The organism is Microbacterium esteraromaticum (genome assembly GCF_900163815.1).
GTDB classification, from domain to species: Bacteria; Actinomycetota; Actinomycetes; order Actinomycetales; family Microbacteriaceae; genus Microbacterium; species Microbacterium esteraromaticum_B.
Genome location: NZ_FUKO01000007.1, coordinates 1 through 15,923 on the forward strand (window position 1 = coordinate 1; position 15,923 = coordinate 15,923).

Here is a 15,923-nt window from a genome sequence, read left to right on the forward strand (position 1 = left end):
CATTTCTATGTCACGACGCTCGCTCAGAACCCAAGCTCATCGGTGAATCGAGGCTAAGTCGGCGAGCCGGTGGGGCGCGCCCAGACGGAGCAGTCATCGTTGCGGCGATCGGCGTCGCCGGGTACGCGGCGACTCCACATCTTTGCGGACAGCCAGCGACATCGTGAGCACATCCATGTCACACAACGCCTCGTAAGTGGCGCGCAAACAGGTTCGGCCCTCCTACCCGGCCGTCCGCATCTTGTGAGGCCCCGCACAGCGAGCACGCTTGTTGGTCCAGATAGAACCCGGAGGGGATGCGTATTGACGGAACTCTCAGCATTCACCTATGTTTGTATTTGATAACGCTTCTCAATAAGGATTGAATCCTTCTACCTTGGACGGGCGCGAACATGGCGAACCGCACCAGCACCACCACGGTGCCGCAGAGTGCGCCCACGTCAAGACTCTGCACAGTCTGCCGAGTCGCCGACAAACGCCGACACTCGCCTACAGCGTCTTGCCCTCCCCGGTGTCCATCTCCACACCGTGCCCCGACAGCAGCGCACAGCACGCGATCAGTTGCTCATCGAAGGCCCGCAGGCCGACCGTGCGCGACGCCGCCTCCCGCACCAGGGCCAGCAATCGCCCTGTCGCCGGATGCGCCGGAAGCCCGCGGGCCTCTATCCGAAGCTGATCGCGCAGCGCGGCGGCGTCGAGCGTCCGCGCTTCGTCCGCGAGCAGACCCGCAGCACGCACTACGGAGTGGTAGCGACGGAAGGACACCGCGCCGGGCAGGCCGAGCATCCTCGACAGCCACACCGGAATCATCGCTCTCCCGCTCGCGTACTCACCGATGCCAACCAGCCCGCTTTCGTGAGCTCATTCACGTGGTGATACACCTGACCGCTCATGCTTCATGGCCGCGACAGCCCGCTCCACCGCCGACAACCGAGCCCCGAAGTCACCATCCACGCCCATGAGCACGAGTTTACGTTGGAGCGCAACTGTCCCGATGCGCGAGAAGAAGCGGTGTGTGACCCCCGTTGATGGGTGCCCCCACCCCACTGGGCTCAATCCGACGTCGCGAGCGAGTCAAGATAGTGCTGGACAGCTTGTCGTTCACTGCCAGTTAAGGACTCATCAGCGAAGCTGATCACAATCCAGTTCGACTGATAGGCGCTAGGAGATCTCTCGGCGAATTCGTAGGCATCCTCGCGAGATGAGAACTTGAAAATCTCAGCATGATCGGCGCTGTAGGCCTGAACACAACCCGATTTGCCCACGCACAGTTGGCTTGTATCTTCGCGCATACCCTCAATCGCAACTACCTCTGTCCCACTGCGTGCCAGATCGGCCAGATTGATGTCCTGACGGGTATCTCGCGACACGAGCGTGACGACTGCGACGATCAAGAAGATCAGCAGCGCCGTACCCGCAAGCGAGGCTGCGATCGCCCAGCCGAGACGTCTGGATCGCTTAGCGGCACTCATCTTCTGTATTTTACGGCCAGTTGCACTTGGGGTAAGCCCCACCCAAAGTGTCTTATCAGCGACGACAAGGCCAGAACCAGCTCCGCGTCATCACAGAGAACACCACCGACGCCCGAGCCCAGTTCATCGACGCGGTAGAGCGTGACCGCGCCGACCATGGCCTGGCCAACGCCACCGAACAGAAAGTGCACGGCCTCGTTGACTACCGCCCCGTGCGGCTCGTCAACGCCGAGATGGCAGCACCCACCACGCAAGCCGAGCACACGAAATAGCAGGCACCCCTGTGGCAGCGGGTCACCGACGCGCTCACCGACCTGCGCGCGCAGCAGCGCGACGAACGCAACCGGGCACGCCAGGCGACCTTCGAAGAGAACAGCGGAATCGTGCAGCAGAACCACGCAGTCACGGCCGTTCTCGGCCTGGCGGTCGGCATCCTGACGCGCTCCAGCGCCGCAGCGCTCGGGATCGTCGTTGCGACGATACTCGTGTTCCCGGCCCTGTCCCAGAATCTGCCGGCGACCGCCGCGGACTTCATCGCAAGATTCTGGCCGAGCATCGCCGGCAGCCGGATCATGACGGTCGTACCCGACCCCGGCCATGCTTCCGCCGCTCACGGGATTCATCGTCTTCTACCTCACCGTGCTCGTAACCACGCTCGCTGCATTCATCACGTTCCGACGGCGAGACATCTGACGACCGAAACCGCCCAGGCGAGCGCTACGCCCCGTTACTCCGCTCCAAATTGTGAACGAGTCTCCCTCGGTGCGATTGGCTCCGAAGCCCGTCCGGCTGCCGATCAGCCGGTGGCGTTCAGTTGGTGGCTGCGCCGATGCGGGTGTGGATGCGGGCACCGGCGTCGTTGAAGATGCTGAGCACCTGAGCGGGCTTCCCACCGGCCGCGGTCATGGCGTGCGGCGTACGGGTGTCGAACTCGGCTGCCTCGCCGCGGGTGAGAAGGAGGTCCTGCTCGCCGAGCCGGAGCCGAAGGCGACCGCTGAGGACGTAGACCCATTCGTAGCCGTCGTGTATACGCAGTTCCGGGAGGGTACGCACGGGCGGGTAGGTGATCTTGTAGGTGTGGATGGGCGAGCCCTCCGGGGCGAGCGGGGCGATGATCAGCCCGTCGCGGCGGATCACGGGGCGCCGCACCCGAGGATCCGGTGAATCAGGGTTGACGAGGTCGTCGATGCGCACGCCGAGCTGCCGGGTCAGCGGCAGCAATAGCTCGAGACTCGCCTGCCGTTTGCCTGACTCCAGCCGCGACAGGGTGCTTGCCGACATTCCTGCCCGAGAGGCCAGCTCGTCCAAGGTCCATCCCCGTGATTGTCGCGCCGCACGCAATCGCAGACCCAGCTGGGTCAGCTCCTCCTTCATTCATCCTCCTCAAAGACAGGACTTGCCATTTTCGCAAATGTCCTTGCACATTCTGCCACGATTGCTCTGAACTGAATCCTATGAATGCTGCGACTTCCTCCCCTGTCTGGGATGCGATTGTGGTCGGCGGTGGTGCCGCAGGGCTGTCCGCCGCGCTCCTGCTCGGGCGGGCGCGCCGGCGCGTGCTGGTGATCGATGCGGGCAGTCCTCGCAACCGGTTCGCCGCCCACATGCACGGCGTCCTCGGCAACGAGGGCACACCGCCTGCGGAGCTGTTGCGGAAGGGGCGTGCCGAGGTCGCCGCGTACGGCATCGAGTTCCTCGACGGCACCGTGCAGAATGTGGAGGCGGCAGACTCGGGTCTTGCGATCGTGCTCTCGACCGGGCGGGCCCAGCGGGCGCGGGCGCTCGTCGTGGCGAGCGGGATCGTCGACGAGCTTCCCGATGTCCCAGGCCTGGCGCCGCGGTGGGGCACATCTGTGCTGCACTGCCCCTATTGCCATGGCTGGGAGGTCCGCGACCAGCGCCTGGGAGTGCTGGCGACTTCGCCGATGGGGCTGCATCAGACGCAGCTCGTGCGCCAGTGGAGCGATCGAGTCGTCCTCTTCGCGGCCGGGCTCGGAACGCTCGATCCCGTCGCCGAGCAGCGGATGCGCGCTCGAGGCGTGGAGGTGGTGGCGTCGCCGGTGGTCGAGATTCTCGGCGAGGACGACCGCATCACTGGTGTGCGCACGGGTGACGGACGGATGGTCGAGGTGGATGCGGTGTTCACCACGGGTGCGCCGCGCCCGAACGACGGGTTCCTCACAGGTCTCGGCCTCTCCCGCACCGACTCGCCCTTCGGCCTCGGGTCCTTCCTCAGCGTCGATCAGGCCGGGAAGACCAGCCACGATCGAGTCTGGGCGATCGGAAACGTCGTGAACCCGGCCGCGAACGTCCCGATGGCGATCGGCGCGGGAGCCTTCGCCGGTGGAGCGGTCAACGGCGCGCTCGTCGAAGAGGACTTCGACCTCGCCCGGGCAGCAGCCGATGGCTGAACAGACAACAGTCCGGAACTCTGGGGAACCCCACTGCCCGGCCGTGGGTCGGCCCCGGTCCGACACGGTCGGCGGCACGGCGAACCCTCGCGGCTATCGATCCCGCGCTCGTGTTCGACACCGCCGTCGACGATGACCCGGTCGACGAGCTGCCATTGGCGCGGCTCCTCCGTGAGGACGCGCACGGACACGACGATCATGAGCACGCTCGGGCTGTGTCTGTGGCTTTGCCTGGACCGGTGTGCCCGTCGGCGCTGATCGATCTGCTCGAGGACCCGCCGCCCGGCGCCTACCGGGTCAAGGGGCGGGTGAGCGTCCTCGGTCCGCGGGCGGATCGCGGGTACGTCGTCAACCTCGTCGGCCACATGATTCGCATCGCCCCGTTGCCGGACCCGCCGCCTGTCGGCGAGCTCGTCGTGATCGGCGTCGACCTCGACCAGGATGCCGCACAGCGGCGGGCTCGGCACCATCGCCGCCGCGCCCGCCGAGCGACCTGATGCATCCGGACTGCGGCGGCTGCACCGCTATCGCAGGCTGAGCGATTGAGCGTCGGTTCTCGGCTCCTCAGTTGGTTGACGGCTGCGGAGGAGGTGGGTCAGGGCGGTGAGGTGGGGGAACTCGATGAGCATGCCGAGGATGATCGCCGCGTAGATCACGGGCTGGTCCGGGAGGGCGACCACCGTGACAGCGAGCGTGAGCGGGGCGTTGCGCGCGGAGGTCGTCATCGTCAGCACGGCGTGCTCCGGGTACTCGAGCCGAACCGCCCGAGCCACGGCTTCGCCGACGAGGAACGTCACGGCAAAGAACAGGAACACCACCAGCAGCACCCAGGCGAACGAGCGGGGATCGGTGAGGATCGTTCCAATGTTCCCGGCGAAGATCGCCAGGATGACGGCTGTGATCACGAATGGCATCGCTTGGTCCACCGCTGCCACGAGCCGGTGGCGTCGGGCCTGCGGCACGGTCAGTCCTACCAGGAAGCGCAAGCCCAGGCCCGCCGCCGCAGGCAGGACGAACCAGGTCAGCAGGGCCGGGCCGGCGGCACCGAACATCGCATCGATATGGCGACCGGCAAAAAGCGCCAGCCACACCGGGTACAGCGCGAGCTGCAGGATCATCTGCACGGGGATGAGGGCGGCGCCGGTGGTCGTGTCGCCTCCAGCGAGGCGGGTGAACCCAAGGAACCAGTCGGTGCACGGTGCCAGGCAGTAGACGAGCACTCCGAGCCGCAGTGCGTCGCCGGGCAGCAGCGCGGTGAGGACGAGCGCGATCAGCGGGACGGCGAGGAAGTTCATTCCGACCGCCAGTAGCACTGTGCGCGGCACCCGACGCAGGGCGTGCACGCCGTCCAGACGGAGCGTGAAGAACGACGCGGCGACCAGCAGCAGGATCAGCAGGTCGGCAAGCCCGCCGACCGCGCTGCCTGCCGCGGGGGCGAACAGGCCGAGCAGGCTGCCGGTGAGGATCGCGGTGAGGAACAGGACCGCGGTGAACCCGGTGCGCTGCAGGGCGGTCAGCATGCGCACTCCACCCCGCAGCAGGACAGGTCGTCGGTGAGCATGCCGGCATCCCGCCACGCCTCCAGCGCCCCGGTGTCTTTTCCCGCCCGTTCGCCGATGACACCGGCGATGTGGGCGAAACGCTGGCGGAACTTGTACACGAAACAGAATTTCAGCCCGCCGTGCCGGATCGCCGGCCCCGACAGGAACACCCCGGGCACGACGGTGGACTGGTCGTCCTCGTCCAACTCCGGCCACCCGTCGGGACGCGCAGCGAACAGGTGCCCGACCGGGCCGAGGCCGGGGCCGAATCCGGTCGCGGCGATCGGCGGGGCGGTGCTCGGCAGCGACAGGCCATCACTGAGCCGGACGGTGAAGCCCTCTCCGGCCGGTTTGACGCGGACAGCCCGGGCATCCACGAGCCGCAGCCGCCCGGTTGCCATGGCGTCGCTGAGGCGCATCCGGGATCGAGGGGCGAGGCGAAACGATGGGTCAGACCCGGTCTGCGCATCCCAGGGATGGTCGTCGTCGACGACGGTCACGGTCGCGCCGGCGGCGACGTGGTGACAGGCGATGTCGATTCCGGACTCGTACCCACCGATGACCACCAGCTCACCGGGTCGCTCCTCCCAGGCCTCCGTGCTGCTGGAATGGACCGTGAGCGCGGCGCCCGGGATGCGGGGGGAAAGCGGATGCGCGAACTCGCCGCCTGCCCACACGAGAGAACGTGCGAGCACCGGGCCTCGGGCGGAGAACACCTCGAACCCGTCGATGTGCTGCTGCACCACCTCGACCTCGGCCTCATCCATCACGGGGATACGGAAGTGTTTCACGACGCTGCGCAGGTACTTCGCGTACTGCGAGCCCGTCGGGTAGTCGGTTCCGAGGCTGAACGCGGGCGAGGTCTCCGGGTGGATCGCGTTCAGATCGGTCGCACCGAACCCGTTGCCGGTGAAAGACGGAGTGAGGAAGCTCTGCCGCGCCGGCCAGTCCAGGAACGTCTGCCCGATCCGACCGCGCTCCAGAACGCCGAAGGTCAGCCCATCCACGGCAGCCAGAGCCAGGGCAGACCCAATGCCCGCAGGGCCTGCGCCGATGACGAGTGCGTCGAGGACAGGGGAAGAGGAAGTCACGAGTGCTTTCGCTTTCTAGACGCATACACGCCATTTGAGAATCATTCTCAATAGGCTACGGTATGAGCAGGGGAAACCCGAACTACAGCCGCCCCGGAAGGAACACGGATGAGAGACCGCACACTCGCGATGAGCGCGTCACTCCTGCTGACGGTCGCTCACCTCCGCCGGCCCTGGGAGAGGACCCGAGGAGACCACACCCTCTCCTCGGGATCCGACCGCGATGAGCTGGCCCGGATCTATCGCAACGAGCAGAATCGCGATCACCGTGAGCGCACGTACGAGCGGAACCGGCGGTTGTACCTGTGAACACGCGTGACCCGTACGCGCCGACAGCCGGCGGCTACGACCTTTTCAACACCTCCGCGCGGCCAGGGCAGCTCGCCGCGCTCGAGGTGCTGCTGCCCCGGGTGCGACCCGACTGGGGGCCGATCCTCGACGTCGGAGCCGGATCCGGGCTCAACTCGGCCGCCATCCTCGACCGGCTGCCAGAGGCGCAGGTGTGCGCGCTGGAGCCCAGCCCGGCGATGCGAGCACTCGCTCTGACGAATATCGCCGCCCACCCGGAATGGTTCGGCCGGGTCACCGTGCGACCGGAGGACTTCTTCTCCGCTCCCCTGCCTGAACGCGTCGGCGGTGCAGTTCTGCTCGGCGTGATCGGTCACTTCGACGCCGGCGAACGAGCGGCCGTCCTCGCCGAACTCGCCGCGCGCCTCCCTGACGCCGGTGCCGCGCTTATCGACCTGCAGCAGCCGCAACGGCCTCGCCGCATCGAGGCGTACGACTTCACCGCCGCACAGGTAGGCGAGTTGACCTATCGGGGTATCGCCGAGGGCTGGCCACTGGACACCGAACGGATGCGCTGGCGTATGACCTATCTGACCCTGGACGGTGAGCGCGTGCTCGTGGAAGACACCACTGAACACGAGTACCGCCATCCTGCACCGGCGATACTCGCCGACGAGGCCACCCGCGCAGGGTTCACATTCGACCAGATCGGCGACACCCCCTTCTGGCTCCTGAACCGCCCGTGAACACGCTGAGGCGCTCAGGTCGATCCGGCCGAACCCGGTCACGACGTCATTGCGGCGTGCGATCGGGGGCGCACATGCGAGCACGTTGTTCCGCGCGGTGAACTGTCCCGCTCTGGCGGGGCGCGAAGCCGAACCCCGCACCCCGCCACCAGTCACCCCTGGCGGCCCTTGAACCGCGGATTGAGCTTATTGATCACGTAGACCCTGCCACGACGACGCACGATCTGCGCCCCGGGCTGATTCTTCAACGACTTGATCGATGCTCGAACCTTCATCCTTCACCTCCTATTGAGAATAGTTATCATTAGACTATATAGGTGTCGGAGTGGTGTCTCAGAGATGGAGGTTCGTGTGGAGCAGGTCGACGTGCTGGCGGTGGTCGGCACCTGTGCCCCTGAACGGCGGCGCTACGCGAAGCGACTCGCCGCGATGACTCGGCGGACCTTCGTGCCCGCCCGCCGGCTCGCGCTTGCCCCGGATCCGATCGATGAGGCGTTGGCGGTTGCACCGTGGTCGGACGCTCCCGCGGGGGCGGTGATCGAGTTCCCCGAATACACCGAAGTGGCCGAGCTGATCGGCACGCTCGCCACCCCGGACGCTCCCACCCGACTGACGGGTGTCGCGTGTCTGGTCGACGCGGCGCATCTGCTGGACGATCTTCGCCAGGACAGCTATACACGCCACCCGGCGCCTCCGGGCGAGCACCCCTCAATGGGCCGGCATGCCGCGCACGCACTGCTCGCCGTGAACCAGATCGAGTATGCCTCGGTGATCGTCCTGGTGAACTGGGCGACGCTGCCCACCGTGGATCTGTCGACGGTGATGGCGCTGGTCAGCCACCTGAGTCCCCGAGCTCGGCTGCGCCTGCATCGGGACGCGATCGATCGGTGGGAGTGCGACACCGTATACACGGTCGGGCAGGAGCGCCCGGGCTGGGTCGGGCTGTTGAACGGCGACTACGACCCCCACATGACCGACCTCCGCGTCAGCGCTTTTCACTACGAGAACGTGCGCCCGCTGCATCCCGGCCGTCTCAAGCATCTGCTGGACGAGAGGATCGAAGCGGGCGAGTTCGGCGCGGTGATCCGCTCTGCCGGGTTCTGCCGGTTCGCCACCCGCCCGCAGATCATCGCTCGGTGGGATCACGTCGGTCAGGTGATCTCCTTCGATTCGCTCGGACGCGACGACGACCTTGGCGATGAGGACGATCTGCTCGCGCTGGGCCAGGATCTGGCGTTCATCGGAATCGATCTCGACACTGACGCGCTCAAGGAGGCGTTGGATGCGGCCGCGCTCACCGACACTGAGCTCGCCGCCGGCGCCCGGGCGTGGGTGCGATTCCCCGACCCGTTCCCCTCCTGGCCGGTCGTAGCGGATCGGACGGAGTGACGGCGATGGTGGCCTCTCGATCATCGGCCCCCGTCCTGGATGGTCGGCAGCGGGTCGGATGAGCATGCGGGCCCCAAGTCGTTCCGGCCATCCCAGTGGGCATGCCACCGACCGCACGTCCGTGCATGCGGATGTGCGATCGGCGACGCCGCGGTGGGTGTTGTGGATCTCGGTCGGCATCGCCTGGGCGGGGGCTGCGGCTATCGCGTTGCTGTTCGTCCGGGTCGGTGCCGTCCTAGACGGGGAGCCGCTGACGACGGGACGGATCCTGCTACTCGTCACCCTCGCGTTGACGGCCGCCGGGTGCGCCGCAGCGGGCCCCGCTTTCTCTGAATGGGCGTGTTCGGAGACAGAGCGGCATCTTCGGCACCTCGTGATCAGTCGTATCTTCACCGACGGTGTCATGACCGCGACCGGCCGCTCGGGAGAGTTGCTGTCGGTCGCGACCGACGCCACCGAGAAGACCGCACACTATCGGGCAGGGTTCCTCGGCCCGATCTTCGGCGCGCTGACCATTCCGTCCCTCGTGCTGGCGATTATGGCTCTCACCGTCGATGCAGCGACAGCAGGATGGCTCGCGCTGCTGGTGCTGCTCGTCCCGCCGCTGATCGGCGGGTTCCAGCGGATCGTCCGACCGATCGGCACCGCGTACCGCCGCTCCCAGGCCCGGCTGACCGTAGCCTTCCTGGAGGCGATCCAGGCCTTGGGCACCCTCGTCTACGCCCGCGCCGCCGAGCGCGCCGGAGCGGAGCTGGCGCGTCGTGGCGAGCAGCATCGCCAACACCTGATGCGGCTACTGGCGGGCAACCAGCTGCTCATCCTCGTCGTCGACGCCGCATTCTCCCTCACGATCGTGGTCGCCGCCGCTGGTATCGCAACCACCCGCATTCTGGAGGAGACGCTGACCCTGGGCGGCGGCGTGGCGATCGTGCTCATGACGACACTCGTGATCGGCCCGGTCGATGTCATCGGCCAGTTCTTCTACATCGGCATCGCCGGACGTGCCGCTCAGCGCAGGATCGGCGATCACCTCACCGCCGCTGCATCGTCCACGCCCGCCCCCGCCGGTACTCGCCTCCGGGACCCCGACGGCCCCGGAACGGTGGTCCTCGAGCAGGTCACCGCGGGGTGGCCCGGAGGCGCCCCGGTCATCGAAGGAGTCTCGCTACGCGTCGAGGCCGGTGAGAAAGTAGCACTGGTGGGCTCGAGCGGGATCGGCAAGTCCACCGTCGCCGCACTTCTGCAAGCCCATCTGCTCCCCCGCGCCGGCCGCGTCCTCGTGGACGCTCTCGACACCCGGATCGCGGATGCGGATGAGGTGCGATCGCGGCTGGCCGTGGTCGAGCAGCGCACCTTCCTGTTCCTCGGCACCATCGCCGACAACCTGCGCCTGGCCGCTCCGCGCGCCGATGACCGGAGACTGTGGGAAGTGCTGGACCTCGCCGGACTGCGCGGAGAGATCGAAACCATGCCCGCCGGGCTCCACACTCAGGTCGGAGAGCATGGCCGGCTGCTATCCGGCGGGCAGGCGCAGCGGCTGCAGATCGCCCGCGCCTGGTTGCGCGACGCCCCGATCCTGTTGCTGGACGAGCCGACCTCCCAGGTCGACCTGGCCGGCGAGGCCGCGATCCTCGCCGCACTTGATCGGCTCGAGGCGGGTCGCACCGTGCTCATGATCGCCCACCGGCCCGGAGCGATCCTCGCCGCCGACCGCGTGATCGACCTCAGCACCTTGATCCATCCCGGCACAGAGGGAGCGAGCGCATGACCCGGCTCCGCCTGACCGCCTGGCTCATCGGCCACACCCGGCAGTTGCTTCCCCCTCTGGTCGTCTCCGTGCTGGCGAGAATCGCGAACCAGCTCCTCGCAGTCGCCCTGCTGACCGTCACGGCAGCCGCACTCGGCCAGGCCGCGACCGGATGGGCGGTGTCCGTGCCGAGCGTGATCGGTTGGCTCGCGGGCCTCGCCATCGCGAAAGCCGGTCTGCGATATCTGGAGCACTATGCTGGGCACTGGGTCGCCTTCACCGCTCTCCAGCGGCTGCGGGAGCTGTTCTTCACCCGTCTCATCCCGCAAGCACCCGCGGCGACCACAGGACGCGCGGGAGCCGAGCTGACTGAGCGGGCCACCCGGGACATCGACCGTATCGAGGTGTTCTTCGCCCACGCCCTCCCGCCCGCCGCCTCCGCGCTGGTCGTACCAGCTGTCACGCTGACCTGGCTCGGGGTGGCGGTGGACGGACTCCTCGCCGCTGTGACGGCACCGTTCGTCGCAATAGCGCTGCTCCTACCCGCCTGGTCAAGCCCGGCGACGTGGCGGGCTGCCCGCCACGTCGCTACGGTGCGCGGGGCTCTCGCCGCGCGGGTCGGGGACGATATCCAGGGCACCCGCGAGGTGCTCGCCTTCGGCGCCCAACACGCCCGGCTGCGAGACCTCGACGACACCGGCCGTGCGCTGACCTCCGCCCGCGAGCACGCCGCTGTCATCCGGGCGCAGCGCACCATGACGATCGTGCTGCTGCAGATGTGCTCGCTCATCGTGCCGCTCGCCATCGGCACAATGGCTGGCCTTCCACCGACCGAGACTGCCGTGGCGCTGGCGGTGGCGGTGGGATTGTGGGGGCCGGTACGCGGCGTCGAAGGCTTCGCCTCCGGCCTCGACACGGCCTTCGCCGCGACCGACCGCATCCGGCAGATCATCGACGCCGAACCGACCATACGCGACAGCGACTATCCCGGCCCCGTACCCCAGCACAGTGGCGTCGAACTCCGAGGCGTCACCGCCCGTCACCCGGGCAGCGATCAGCCGACCCTCCGCGAGCTTTCCGCGCGATTCGCCCCCGGCCGTTGGGCCTTCGTCACCGGAGTATCCGGTAGCGGGAAGTCCACGCTGGCCGCTCTCCTCGCCCGCGGTCTGGACCCCGAGAGCGGGACAGTGCACCTGGGTGGCGCAGACGTGCGCGAGCTGCGGATCGACGAGCTGCGCCGCCGGGTCGCCCTCGTCTCCCAGCACCCGACCCTGCTGTCGGGCACCATCGCCGACAACCTGCGCCTGACCGCCCCTGACGCAAACGAGGCAACCATCGTCGAGGCGATCACGATCGCGGCGCTCGATGACTGGCTCGCGTTACTCCCGAAAGGGCTGGATACTCGCCTGCGTGAACGCGGAGTGACCGTGTCCGGCGGGCAGTTGCAGCGGCTCGCCCTCGCCCGAGCGTTAGTCCACTGGCCCGAAGTGCTCGTGCTCGACGAGGCCCTCAGCCAGCTCGACGCCGCAACAGCGCACACCGTCCGCAAGCGCCTCGCGCGCACCCGCAGGGGCCTGACGGTCATCGAGATCACGCACCGCGCCGACCTCGTTCCCGACGATGCCGCCGTCTTCGTGATCGACCGCGGGCGTGTCATCGAGGCCGGTACAGCCCGGGTCCTTCGCAGTGCGGCGGGCTCGTTCGCCCGCCTCGAGGCGAGGATCTGAGGGAGCCGGACATGGGTGAGCGGATGCGCGAGCTTTATCGCGCATCCCCTCACCCTGGCGCCGGCGCGGTGTCAGTGCTCGTCATAGTGGTCCTCGTGGACCGCGTGCCTGTGGCCGTCGTGGACGTAGTCGACGTGCCCATCATGCGCGACGGTTTCGTGTCCGCAGTCGGCGCCGTGAGCGTGGTCGGCCGGAGTGTGCTCGGCGATGGACTCGTGCTCGTCGTAATGGTCGCCATGCAGGGCGTGGCGGTGAGTGCCGTGCACGTAGTCGACGTGGTCGCCGTGCTGCACCGGCTCATGCCCGCAGCCGGTGCCGTGCTGATGCTCGGACGTCGTGTGCTCCGCGTGGATGTCTGTGATGGTCATGCTGACTCCTGTTCTGGATGGGTGGGTTCCTCGTCCGCGACCTCTTCGGTCGCGGCAGGCTCTCGGACGTGGGCGAGCGCGTCGGCGATCACATGGCTGACATGCAAGTCGGACAGGCGGTACGTGATCTCCTTGCCGTGGCGCGTCGAGGCCGCCAGGCCCGCCTGTCGCAGCGTCCGCAGATGCTGCGACACCAGCGGCTGCGACAGCCCACTCGCCTCCGCGAGGGCGCTCACTGTGCGCGGCTCCTGCCCGATCAGATGCAGCAACCCGAGCCTCGACTCACTACCGAGGACTTTGAATAGCTGCGCCGCATCGGCAAGCCCTGTCTCCACGCCCATGATTTTCATCCCATCACACACATAAACAGATTGCAATGTGACTATACTACTGAGCGGGCTTCTCACCCCGCAGAGAGGAGGCGACCATGAACGCCGCGATCCGTGAACGCCGTCAGACCGTCCAGAAGGAAGCCGTGCGCCAAGCCCTTGAGGAGGCAACCGGCTTCATCTCCGCCACTCAGCTGCACCAGCGCATCAATACCGAAGGCACTCCCATCGGGCTGGCGACCGTGTATCGGCAATTGAATGCGCTGGCCGAGTCCGGGCACGCCGACACAATCCCCGTGCCCAGCGGACAACTGTTCCGAGCCTGCGAGCCTGGTGCGCATCACCACCACCTGGTCTGTGAGGAATGCGGAACGGCTGTGGAGATCGAACCATCCGACGAGGAGTGGATCCGCGACACCGCCGCACGTCACGGATTCACCGTGACCCGCCACATCCTCGAGGTCTTTGGACGTTGCGCGGACTGCGCTGCTGCGTAGCGCGCCGCGGGAAGGAACGGATACCGATATATGCCAGGCCGCGCCCGTGTAGCTAGTAGGCGAAGGCCGAGCCGGGCTGCCGGGGGATGAAGGAGAACCGGGCAGGCGTCAACTCAGGACTCAATCGGCCGTGGAGCAGGGGCCGATGACCCGCGCGACGCCGACCATGATGAGGAGCGAAAGCCACCGCACCACCCGCCCCCAGCCAGGCAGAACCCACGTAATCGACGGTGCAGGATCTGCACATCTGAGCAGTAGCGGTTCGCACTGGTGACGTCGCAACCTTTCCTGGCCGAACATGCCCATCGTGCGGTGACGAACCGCTGGGAAGTCCCTCCCTGCACCTGTGCCTGAACCTCGCCCCGTCAACCCCGCCCTGCATAATAGGCAGCGGCGTCGGCGACGCGGTTGTTGTACTCGATCGTCGGGTTGTATGCGTGGATGGCGGCAATCCAGTTGTCGGCGACCGTGAGGTCCCCGCCCACGTCGCAGAGGTATCGTGCTGCGGCGAGTGCGCTGTCGTCGATGTTCTGCGGGTCGCGGATGCCGTCGCCGTTGCCGTCGGCGCCCCATTGCGCCCAGGTTGTCGGGATGAACTGCATCGGACCGACCGCGCGGTCCCAGACGGCGTCGCCGTCCAGCATGCCCGCGTCGGTGTCGCGAATCGCCTCGGTGGTCTCCCCGGTCAACGGGATGCCGATGATTGCCGGGCGAGCGACGCCGTCGGCACCGAGATGCGAACCGTGAATGGTGCCGTGCTCGGATTCGACGTGGCCGATGCCGGCAAGGGTGTTCCAGCCCAGACCGCACGCCGGATACTCGGACGTCGCGACGAGGGAAGCGCCGGCGTACGCGATCAGGGCACGGACGGGGATACTGGTGTCGTCTGACAGCTCAGCTACCCAATTCTCGTCGACAAGGTCTGTGAGCGGACGCTCGTGCTGCTGCGAAGGTGCCGCATACGGTGTCTGCCTCGGATCCGGCCGCGGCGTGGTTCCCGACAGCTCAGCCGCGACATACGACGTCGGATCCGGATCCGGTCGCGGTGACAGGGATGCCGCGACCAGCGCCGCGGCGACCAGGACCACACCCAGTGCCGCGCTCAGCACCGAGCCGATGACCCATCCCCGACCGGTTCTCGAGGACGCCAGCGTCTGCACAAGGTCATCTTCTTCGGTGTCATCCACGTCCGCGCTCGCCAGGAGCGCGTCGAACTCGCTCAGAGGGTCCGCTTCCACGGGCGGACCTTCTGAGCGAGCAGAGGTCGGGGTCATGCGCACCTCGAGATCATGACGAACCGGTCGTGTCGACGGGCGCTGCCTGTGTCCGAAGCCGACGCACGCACCACAGGGTGGCGCCGATGATTCCTGCGATGATCAGCACACCTCCGCCCACGATGCCTCCCACGACGGCGGGATTCACGTCCTCGCCGAAGATCGCGTCGAGCACGCCGTTGTCTTCGTCCTCGCCCTCCGTCTGTTTAGTCCTCAGCGTCTGCTTCCGCTTCTCCTTCTCCTCAGCCTCTGCGGCAGCGGCCTGCGCTGCCGCGTCGGCCTGGGCTGCGGCGACGGCGTCGGCCGTCGACTGGTGCACGGCCGCGTTTACGACCGCCGCCGTGCCGGCATCCGCAGACCGCAGGCCGCAGAAGGCATCGCCGAGCGGCACGTCGCCGACCTGGAACACGTACGTGTGCGCCGCCGTGCGGATGGATGAGCCCGTCTTGGGGTTGGTTGCCACGGCGTGCACGGTCAGCTTGTATACACCCTTCTGCGAGAACACCCACTGTGCGTGCGTGTGCGCAGGTTCGGCTTCTCGGATGGTGCCGGGGAAGCTGTATCCGCCATGGGTGAGGAGCGGTCTGAAGTCACCGAACGATCCCTGCGTGTACATGTACACGCGCCCGGGACCGTCCACCCCGGTGACATTGATCGACACGTCCGTGTACCCGCTTCCAGCCGTACTGAATGTCTCCCAGCCCGGCCAGATGAGCGCGGGATCCTGGGTCAGCGGGAGCACATAGCCCGATGGTGCCCCAGGCGTCCCGCCGGGGATGTTGCCGCGATAGGCGGATTCCTCCACCTTGAGCAGGACGGTCTCGGCCTCACGGATCACCCGGTGGCCGGTGACGTCCTCGAGAAGCTGCAGGACGGCCTTGCCGTTGGCGGCGGACACGTAGAACGCGTCGATGTGCCCGTGGTCGAGCGTGACGCCCGGGGCGCATTGCTGGCCCGGTGCTTTGGGCGGCGGCTTGCTGCCGCCCCCGCCCGGAGTGCTCCCACCGCTGCCCGGGTTGCTGCCTCCACCCCCGGGGTTGCTC

The 15,923-nt window shown here is 67.5% G+C and carries 19 protein-coding genes; 8 read left to right on the top strand and 11 right to left on the bottom strand.

All coding sequences use genetic code 11. The features are described from left to right. Positions 1-489: 489 nt before the first annotated feature. The 4 genes from FM104_RS01865 to FM104_RS01880 form a co-directional block, all read right to left on the bottom strand. Positions 490-810 carry a hypothetical protein gene (locus tag FM104_RS01865; RefSeq protein ID WP_087129768.1) on the bottom strand — a complete coding sequence of 107 codons (321 nt, stop codon included), beginning with the start codon at positions 808-810 and terminating at the stop codon, positions 490-492. Between the two features lie 242 nt (positions 811-1,052). Continuing rightward, positions 1,053-1,472, bottom strand: a complete 420-nt coding sequence (locus FM104_RS01870) for a hypothetical protein (protein WP_087129769.1) — start codon at positions 1,470-1,472, stop codon at positions 1,053-1,055. Then, positions 1,469-2,095, bottom strand: coding sequence for a hypothetical protein (locus FM104_RS01875; protein ID WP_143738228.1), 627 nt, complete (start codon positions 2,093-2,095; stop codon positions 1,469-1,471). Before FM104_RS01875 ends, FM104_RS01870 begins: the two co-directional genes overlap by 4 nt. A gap of 187 nt (positions 2,096-2,282) precedes the next feature. Beyond that, on the bottom strand, positions 2,283-2,846 hold the full coding sequence (locus FM104_RS01880) for a helix-turn-helix domain-containing protein (protein ID WP_087129771.1): 564 nt from the start codon (positions 2,844-2,846) through the stop codon (positions 2,283-2,285). Between the two features lie 80 nt (positions 2,847-2,926). On the opposite strand from FM104_RS01880, the gene FM104_RS01885 reads away from it, so the two are divergent. Both FM104_RS01885 and FM104_RS01890 read left to right on the top strand, forming a co-directional pair. Further along, entirely contained in the window at positions 2,927-3,883 is a 957-nt protein-coding gene (locus FM104_RS01885; RefSeq protein ID WP_087129772.1) for an NAD(P)/FAD-dependent oxidoreductase, read from the top strand. Between the two features lie 110 nt (positions 3,884-3,993). After that, complete coding sequence (locus tag FM104_RS01890; RefSeq protein ID WP_256971471.1) at positions 3,994-4,380, top strand: GTP-binding protein; 387 nt, start codon at positions 3,994-3,996, stop codon at positions 4,378-4,380. A 27-nt stretch (positions 4,381-4,407) separates the two neighbouring features. Here FM104_RS01890 and FM104_RS01895 read toward each other — a convergent pair whose 3' ends face one another. Both FM104_RS01895 and FM104_RS01900 read right to left on the bottom strand, forming a co-directional pair. Next, on the bottom strand, positions 4,408-5,403 hold the full coding sequence (locus tag FM104_RS01895; RefSeq protein ID WP_087129773.1) for an arsenic resistance protein: 996 nt from the start codon (positions 5,401-5,403) through the stop codon (positions 4,408-4,410). Then, the gene (locus tag FM104_RS01900; RefSeq protein WP_087129774.1) at positions 5,397-6,515 is read right to left on the bottom strand and encodes an NAD(P)/FAD-dependent oxidoreductase; all 1,119 of its coding nucleotides are present in this window, start codon (positions 6,513-6,515) and stop codon (positions 5,397-5,399) included. The genes FM104_RS01895 and FM104_RS01900 overlap by 7 nt, the downstream gene beginning before the upstream one ends. Before the next feature lie 108 nt (positions 6,516-6,623). Between FM104_RS01900 and FM104_RS01905 the strand changes: the two genes are divergently transcribed. Together FM104_RS01905 and FM104_RS01910 are read left to right on the top strand one after the other, a co-directional pair. Beyond that, complete coding sequence (locus FM104_RS01905; RefSeq protein ID WP_087129775.1) at positions 6,624-6,824, top strand: hypothetical protein; 201 nt, start codon at positions 6,624-6,626, stop codon at positions 6,822-6,824. Further along, positions 6,821-7,549: a class I SAM-dependent methyltransferase gene (locus tag FM104_RS01910; protein WP_087129776.1), complete on the top strand. Its 729-nt coding sequence runs from the start codon at positions 6,821-6,823 to the stop codon at positions 7,547-7,549. The genes FM104_RS01905 and FM104_RS01910 overlap by 4 nt, the downstream gene beginning before the upstream one ends. Positions 7,550-7,701: 152 nt before the next feature. Here the strand turns inward: FM104_RS01910 and ykgO are convergent, their stop codons facing one another. Further along, complete coding sequence (gene ykgO / locus FM104_RS01915) at positions 7,702-7,824, bottom strand: type B 50S ribosomal protein L36 (RefSeq protein WP_087129777.1); 123 nt, start codon at positions 7,822-7,824, stop codon at positions 7,702-7,704. A 76-nt stretch (positions 7,825-7,900) separates the two neighbouring features. On the opposite strand from ykgO, the gene FM104_RS01920 reads away from it, so the two are divergent. From FM104_RS01920 to FM104_RS01930, 3 genes are read left to right on the top strand one after another with little or no spacing between them, the layout of a single operon-like run. Further along, positions 7,901-8,938, top strand: coding sequence for a GTP-binding protein (locus FM104_RS01920; RefSeq protein WP_087129778.1), 1,038 nt, complete (start codon positions 7,901-7,903; stop codon positions 8,936-8,938). A gap of 58 nt (positions 8,939-8,996) precedes the next feature. Next, positions 8,997-10,706: an ATP-binding cassette domain-containing protein gene (locus FM104_RS01925; protein ID WP_087129779.1), complete on the top strand. Its 1,710-nt coding sequence runs from the start codon at positions 8,997-8,999 to the stop codon at positions 10,704-10,706. After that, a complete protein-coding gene (locus FM104_RS01930; RefSeq protein ID WP_087129780.1) occupies positions 10,703-12,412 on the top strand; it encodes an amino acid ABC transporter ATP-binding/permease protein in 1,710 nt (569 codons plus the stop codon). Before FM104_RS01925 ends, FM104_RS01930 begins: the two co-directional genes overlap by 4 nt. Positions 12,413-12,483: 71 nt before the next feature. Here the strand turns inward: FM104_RS01930 and FM104_RS16705 are convergent, their stop codons facing one another. Both FM104_RS16705 and FM104_RS01940 read right to left on the bottom strand, forming a co-directional pair. After that, the gene (locus FM104_RS16705) at positions 12,484-12,780 is read right to left on the bottom strand and encodes a hypothetical protein (protein WP_087129781.1); all 297 of its coding nucleotides are present in this window, start codon (positions 12,778-12,780) and stop codon (positions 12,484-12,486) included. After that, on the bottom strand, positions 12,777-13,121 hold the full coding sequence (locus FM104_RS01940) for an ArsR/SmtB family transcription factor (RefSeq protein WP_087129782.1): 345 nt from the start codon (positions 13,119-13,121) through the stop codon (positions 12,777-12,779). Before FM104_RS01940 ends, FM104_RS16705 begins: the two co-directional genes overlap by 4 nt. Before the next feature lie 86 nt (positions 13,122-13,207). On the opposite strand from FM104_RS01940, the gene FM104_RS01945 reads away from it, so the two are divergent. Next, positions 13,208-13,606, top strand: coding sequence for a Fur family transcriptional regulator (locus tag FM104_RS01945; protein ID WP_087054421.1), 399 nt, complete (start codon positions 13,208-13,210; stop codon positions 13,604-13,606). A 365-nt stretch (positions 13,607-13,971) separates the two neighbouring features. On the opposite strand, the gene FM104_RS01950 is transcribed toward FM104_RS01945, so the two are convergent. Beyond that, complete coding sequence (locus tag FM104_RS01950) at positions 13,972-14,844, bottom strand: lytic transglycosylase domain-containing protein (RefSeq protein ID WP_256971472.1); 873 nt, start codon at positions 14,842-14,844, stop codon at positions 13,972-13,974. A gap of 49 nt (positions 14,845-14,893) precedes the next feature. Continuing rightward, the coding region (locus FM104_RS01955) for a choice-of-anchor M domain-containing protein (RefSeq protein ID WP_179206634.1) at positions 14,894-15,923 on the bottom strand (1,030 nt) is incomplete at its 5' end.

Coding starts and splice junctions, on each gene's coding strand:
- FM104_RS01930 (WP_087129780.1), top strand. CDS start 10,703: ATGACCCGGCTCCGCCTGACCGCCTGGCTCATCGGCCACACCCGGCAG.
- ykgO (WP_087129777.1), bottom strand. CDS start 7,824: ATGAAGGTTCGAGCATCGATCAAGTCGTTGAAGAATCAGCCCGGGGCG.
- FM104_RS01885 (WP_087129772.1), top strand. CDS start 2,927: ATGAATGCTGCGACTTCCTCCCCTGTCTGGGATGCGATTGTGGTCGGC.
- FM104_RS01925 (WP_087129779.1), top strand. CDS start 8,997: ATGAGCATGCGGGCCCCAAGTCGTTCCGGCCATCCCAGTGGGCATGCC.
- FM104_RS01880 (WP_087129771.1), bottom strand. CDS start 2,846: ATGAAGGAGGAGCTGACCCAGCTGGGTCTGCGATTGCGTGCGGCGCGA.
- FM104_RS16705 (WP_087129781.1), bottom strand. CDS start 12,780: ATGACCATCACAGACATCCACGCGGAGCACACGACGTCCGAGCATCAG.
- FM104_RS01895 (WP_087129773.1), bottom strand. CDS start 5,403: ATGCTGACCGCCCTGCAGCGCACCGGGTTCACCGCGGTCCTGTTCCTC.
- FM104_RS01940 (WP_087129782.1), bottom strand. CDS start 13,121: ATGGGCGTGGAGACAGGGCTTGCCGATGCGGCGCAGCTATTCAAAGTC.
- FM104_RS01870 (WP_087129769.1), bottom strand. CDS start 1,472: ATGAGTGCCGCTAAGCGATCCAGACGTCTCGGCTGGGCGATCGCAGCC.
- FM104_RS01875 (WP_143738228.1), bottom strand. CDS start 2,095: ATGAATCCCGTGAGCGGCGGAAGCATGGCCGGGGTCGGGTACGACCGT.
- FM104_RS01945 (WP_087054421.1), top strand. CDS start 13,208: ATGAACGCCGCGATCCGTGAACGCCGTCAGACCGTCCAGAAGGAAGCC.
- FM104_RS01905 (WP_087129775.1), top strand. CDS start 6,624: ATGAGAGACCGCACACTCGCGATGAGCGCGTCACTCCTGCTGACGGTC.
- FM104_RS01865 (WP_087129768.1), bottom strand. CDS start 810: ATGATTCCGGTGTGGCTGTCGAGGATGCTCGGCCTGCCCGGCGCGGTG.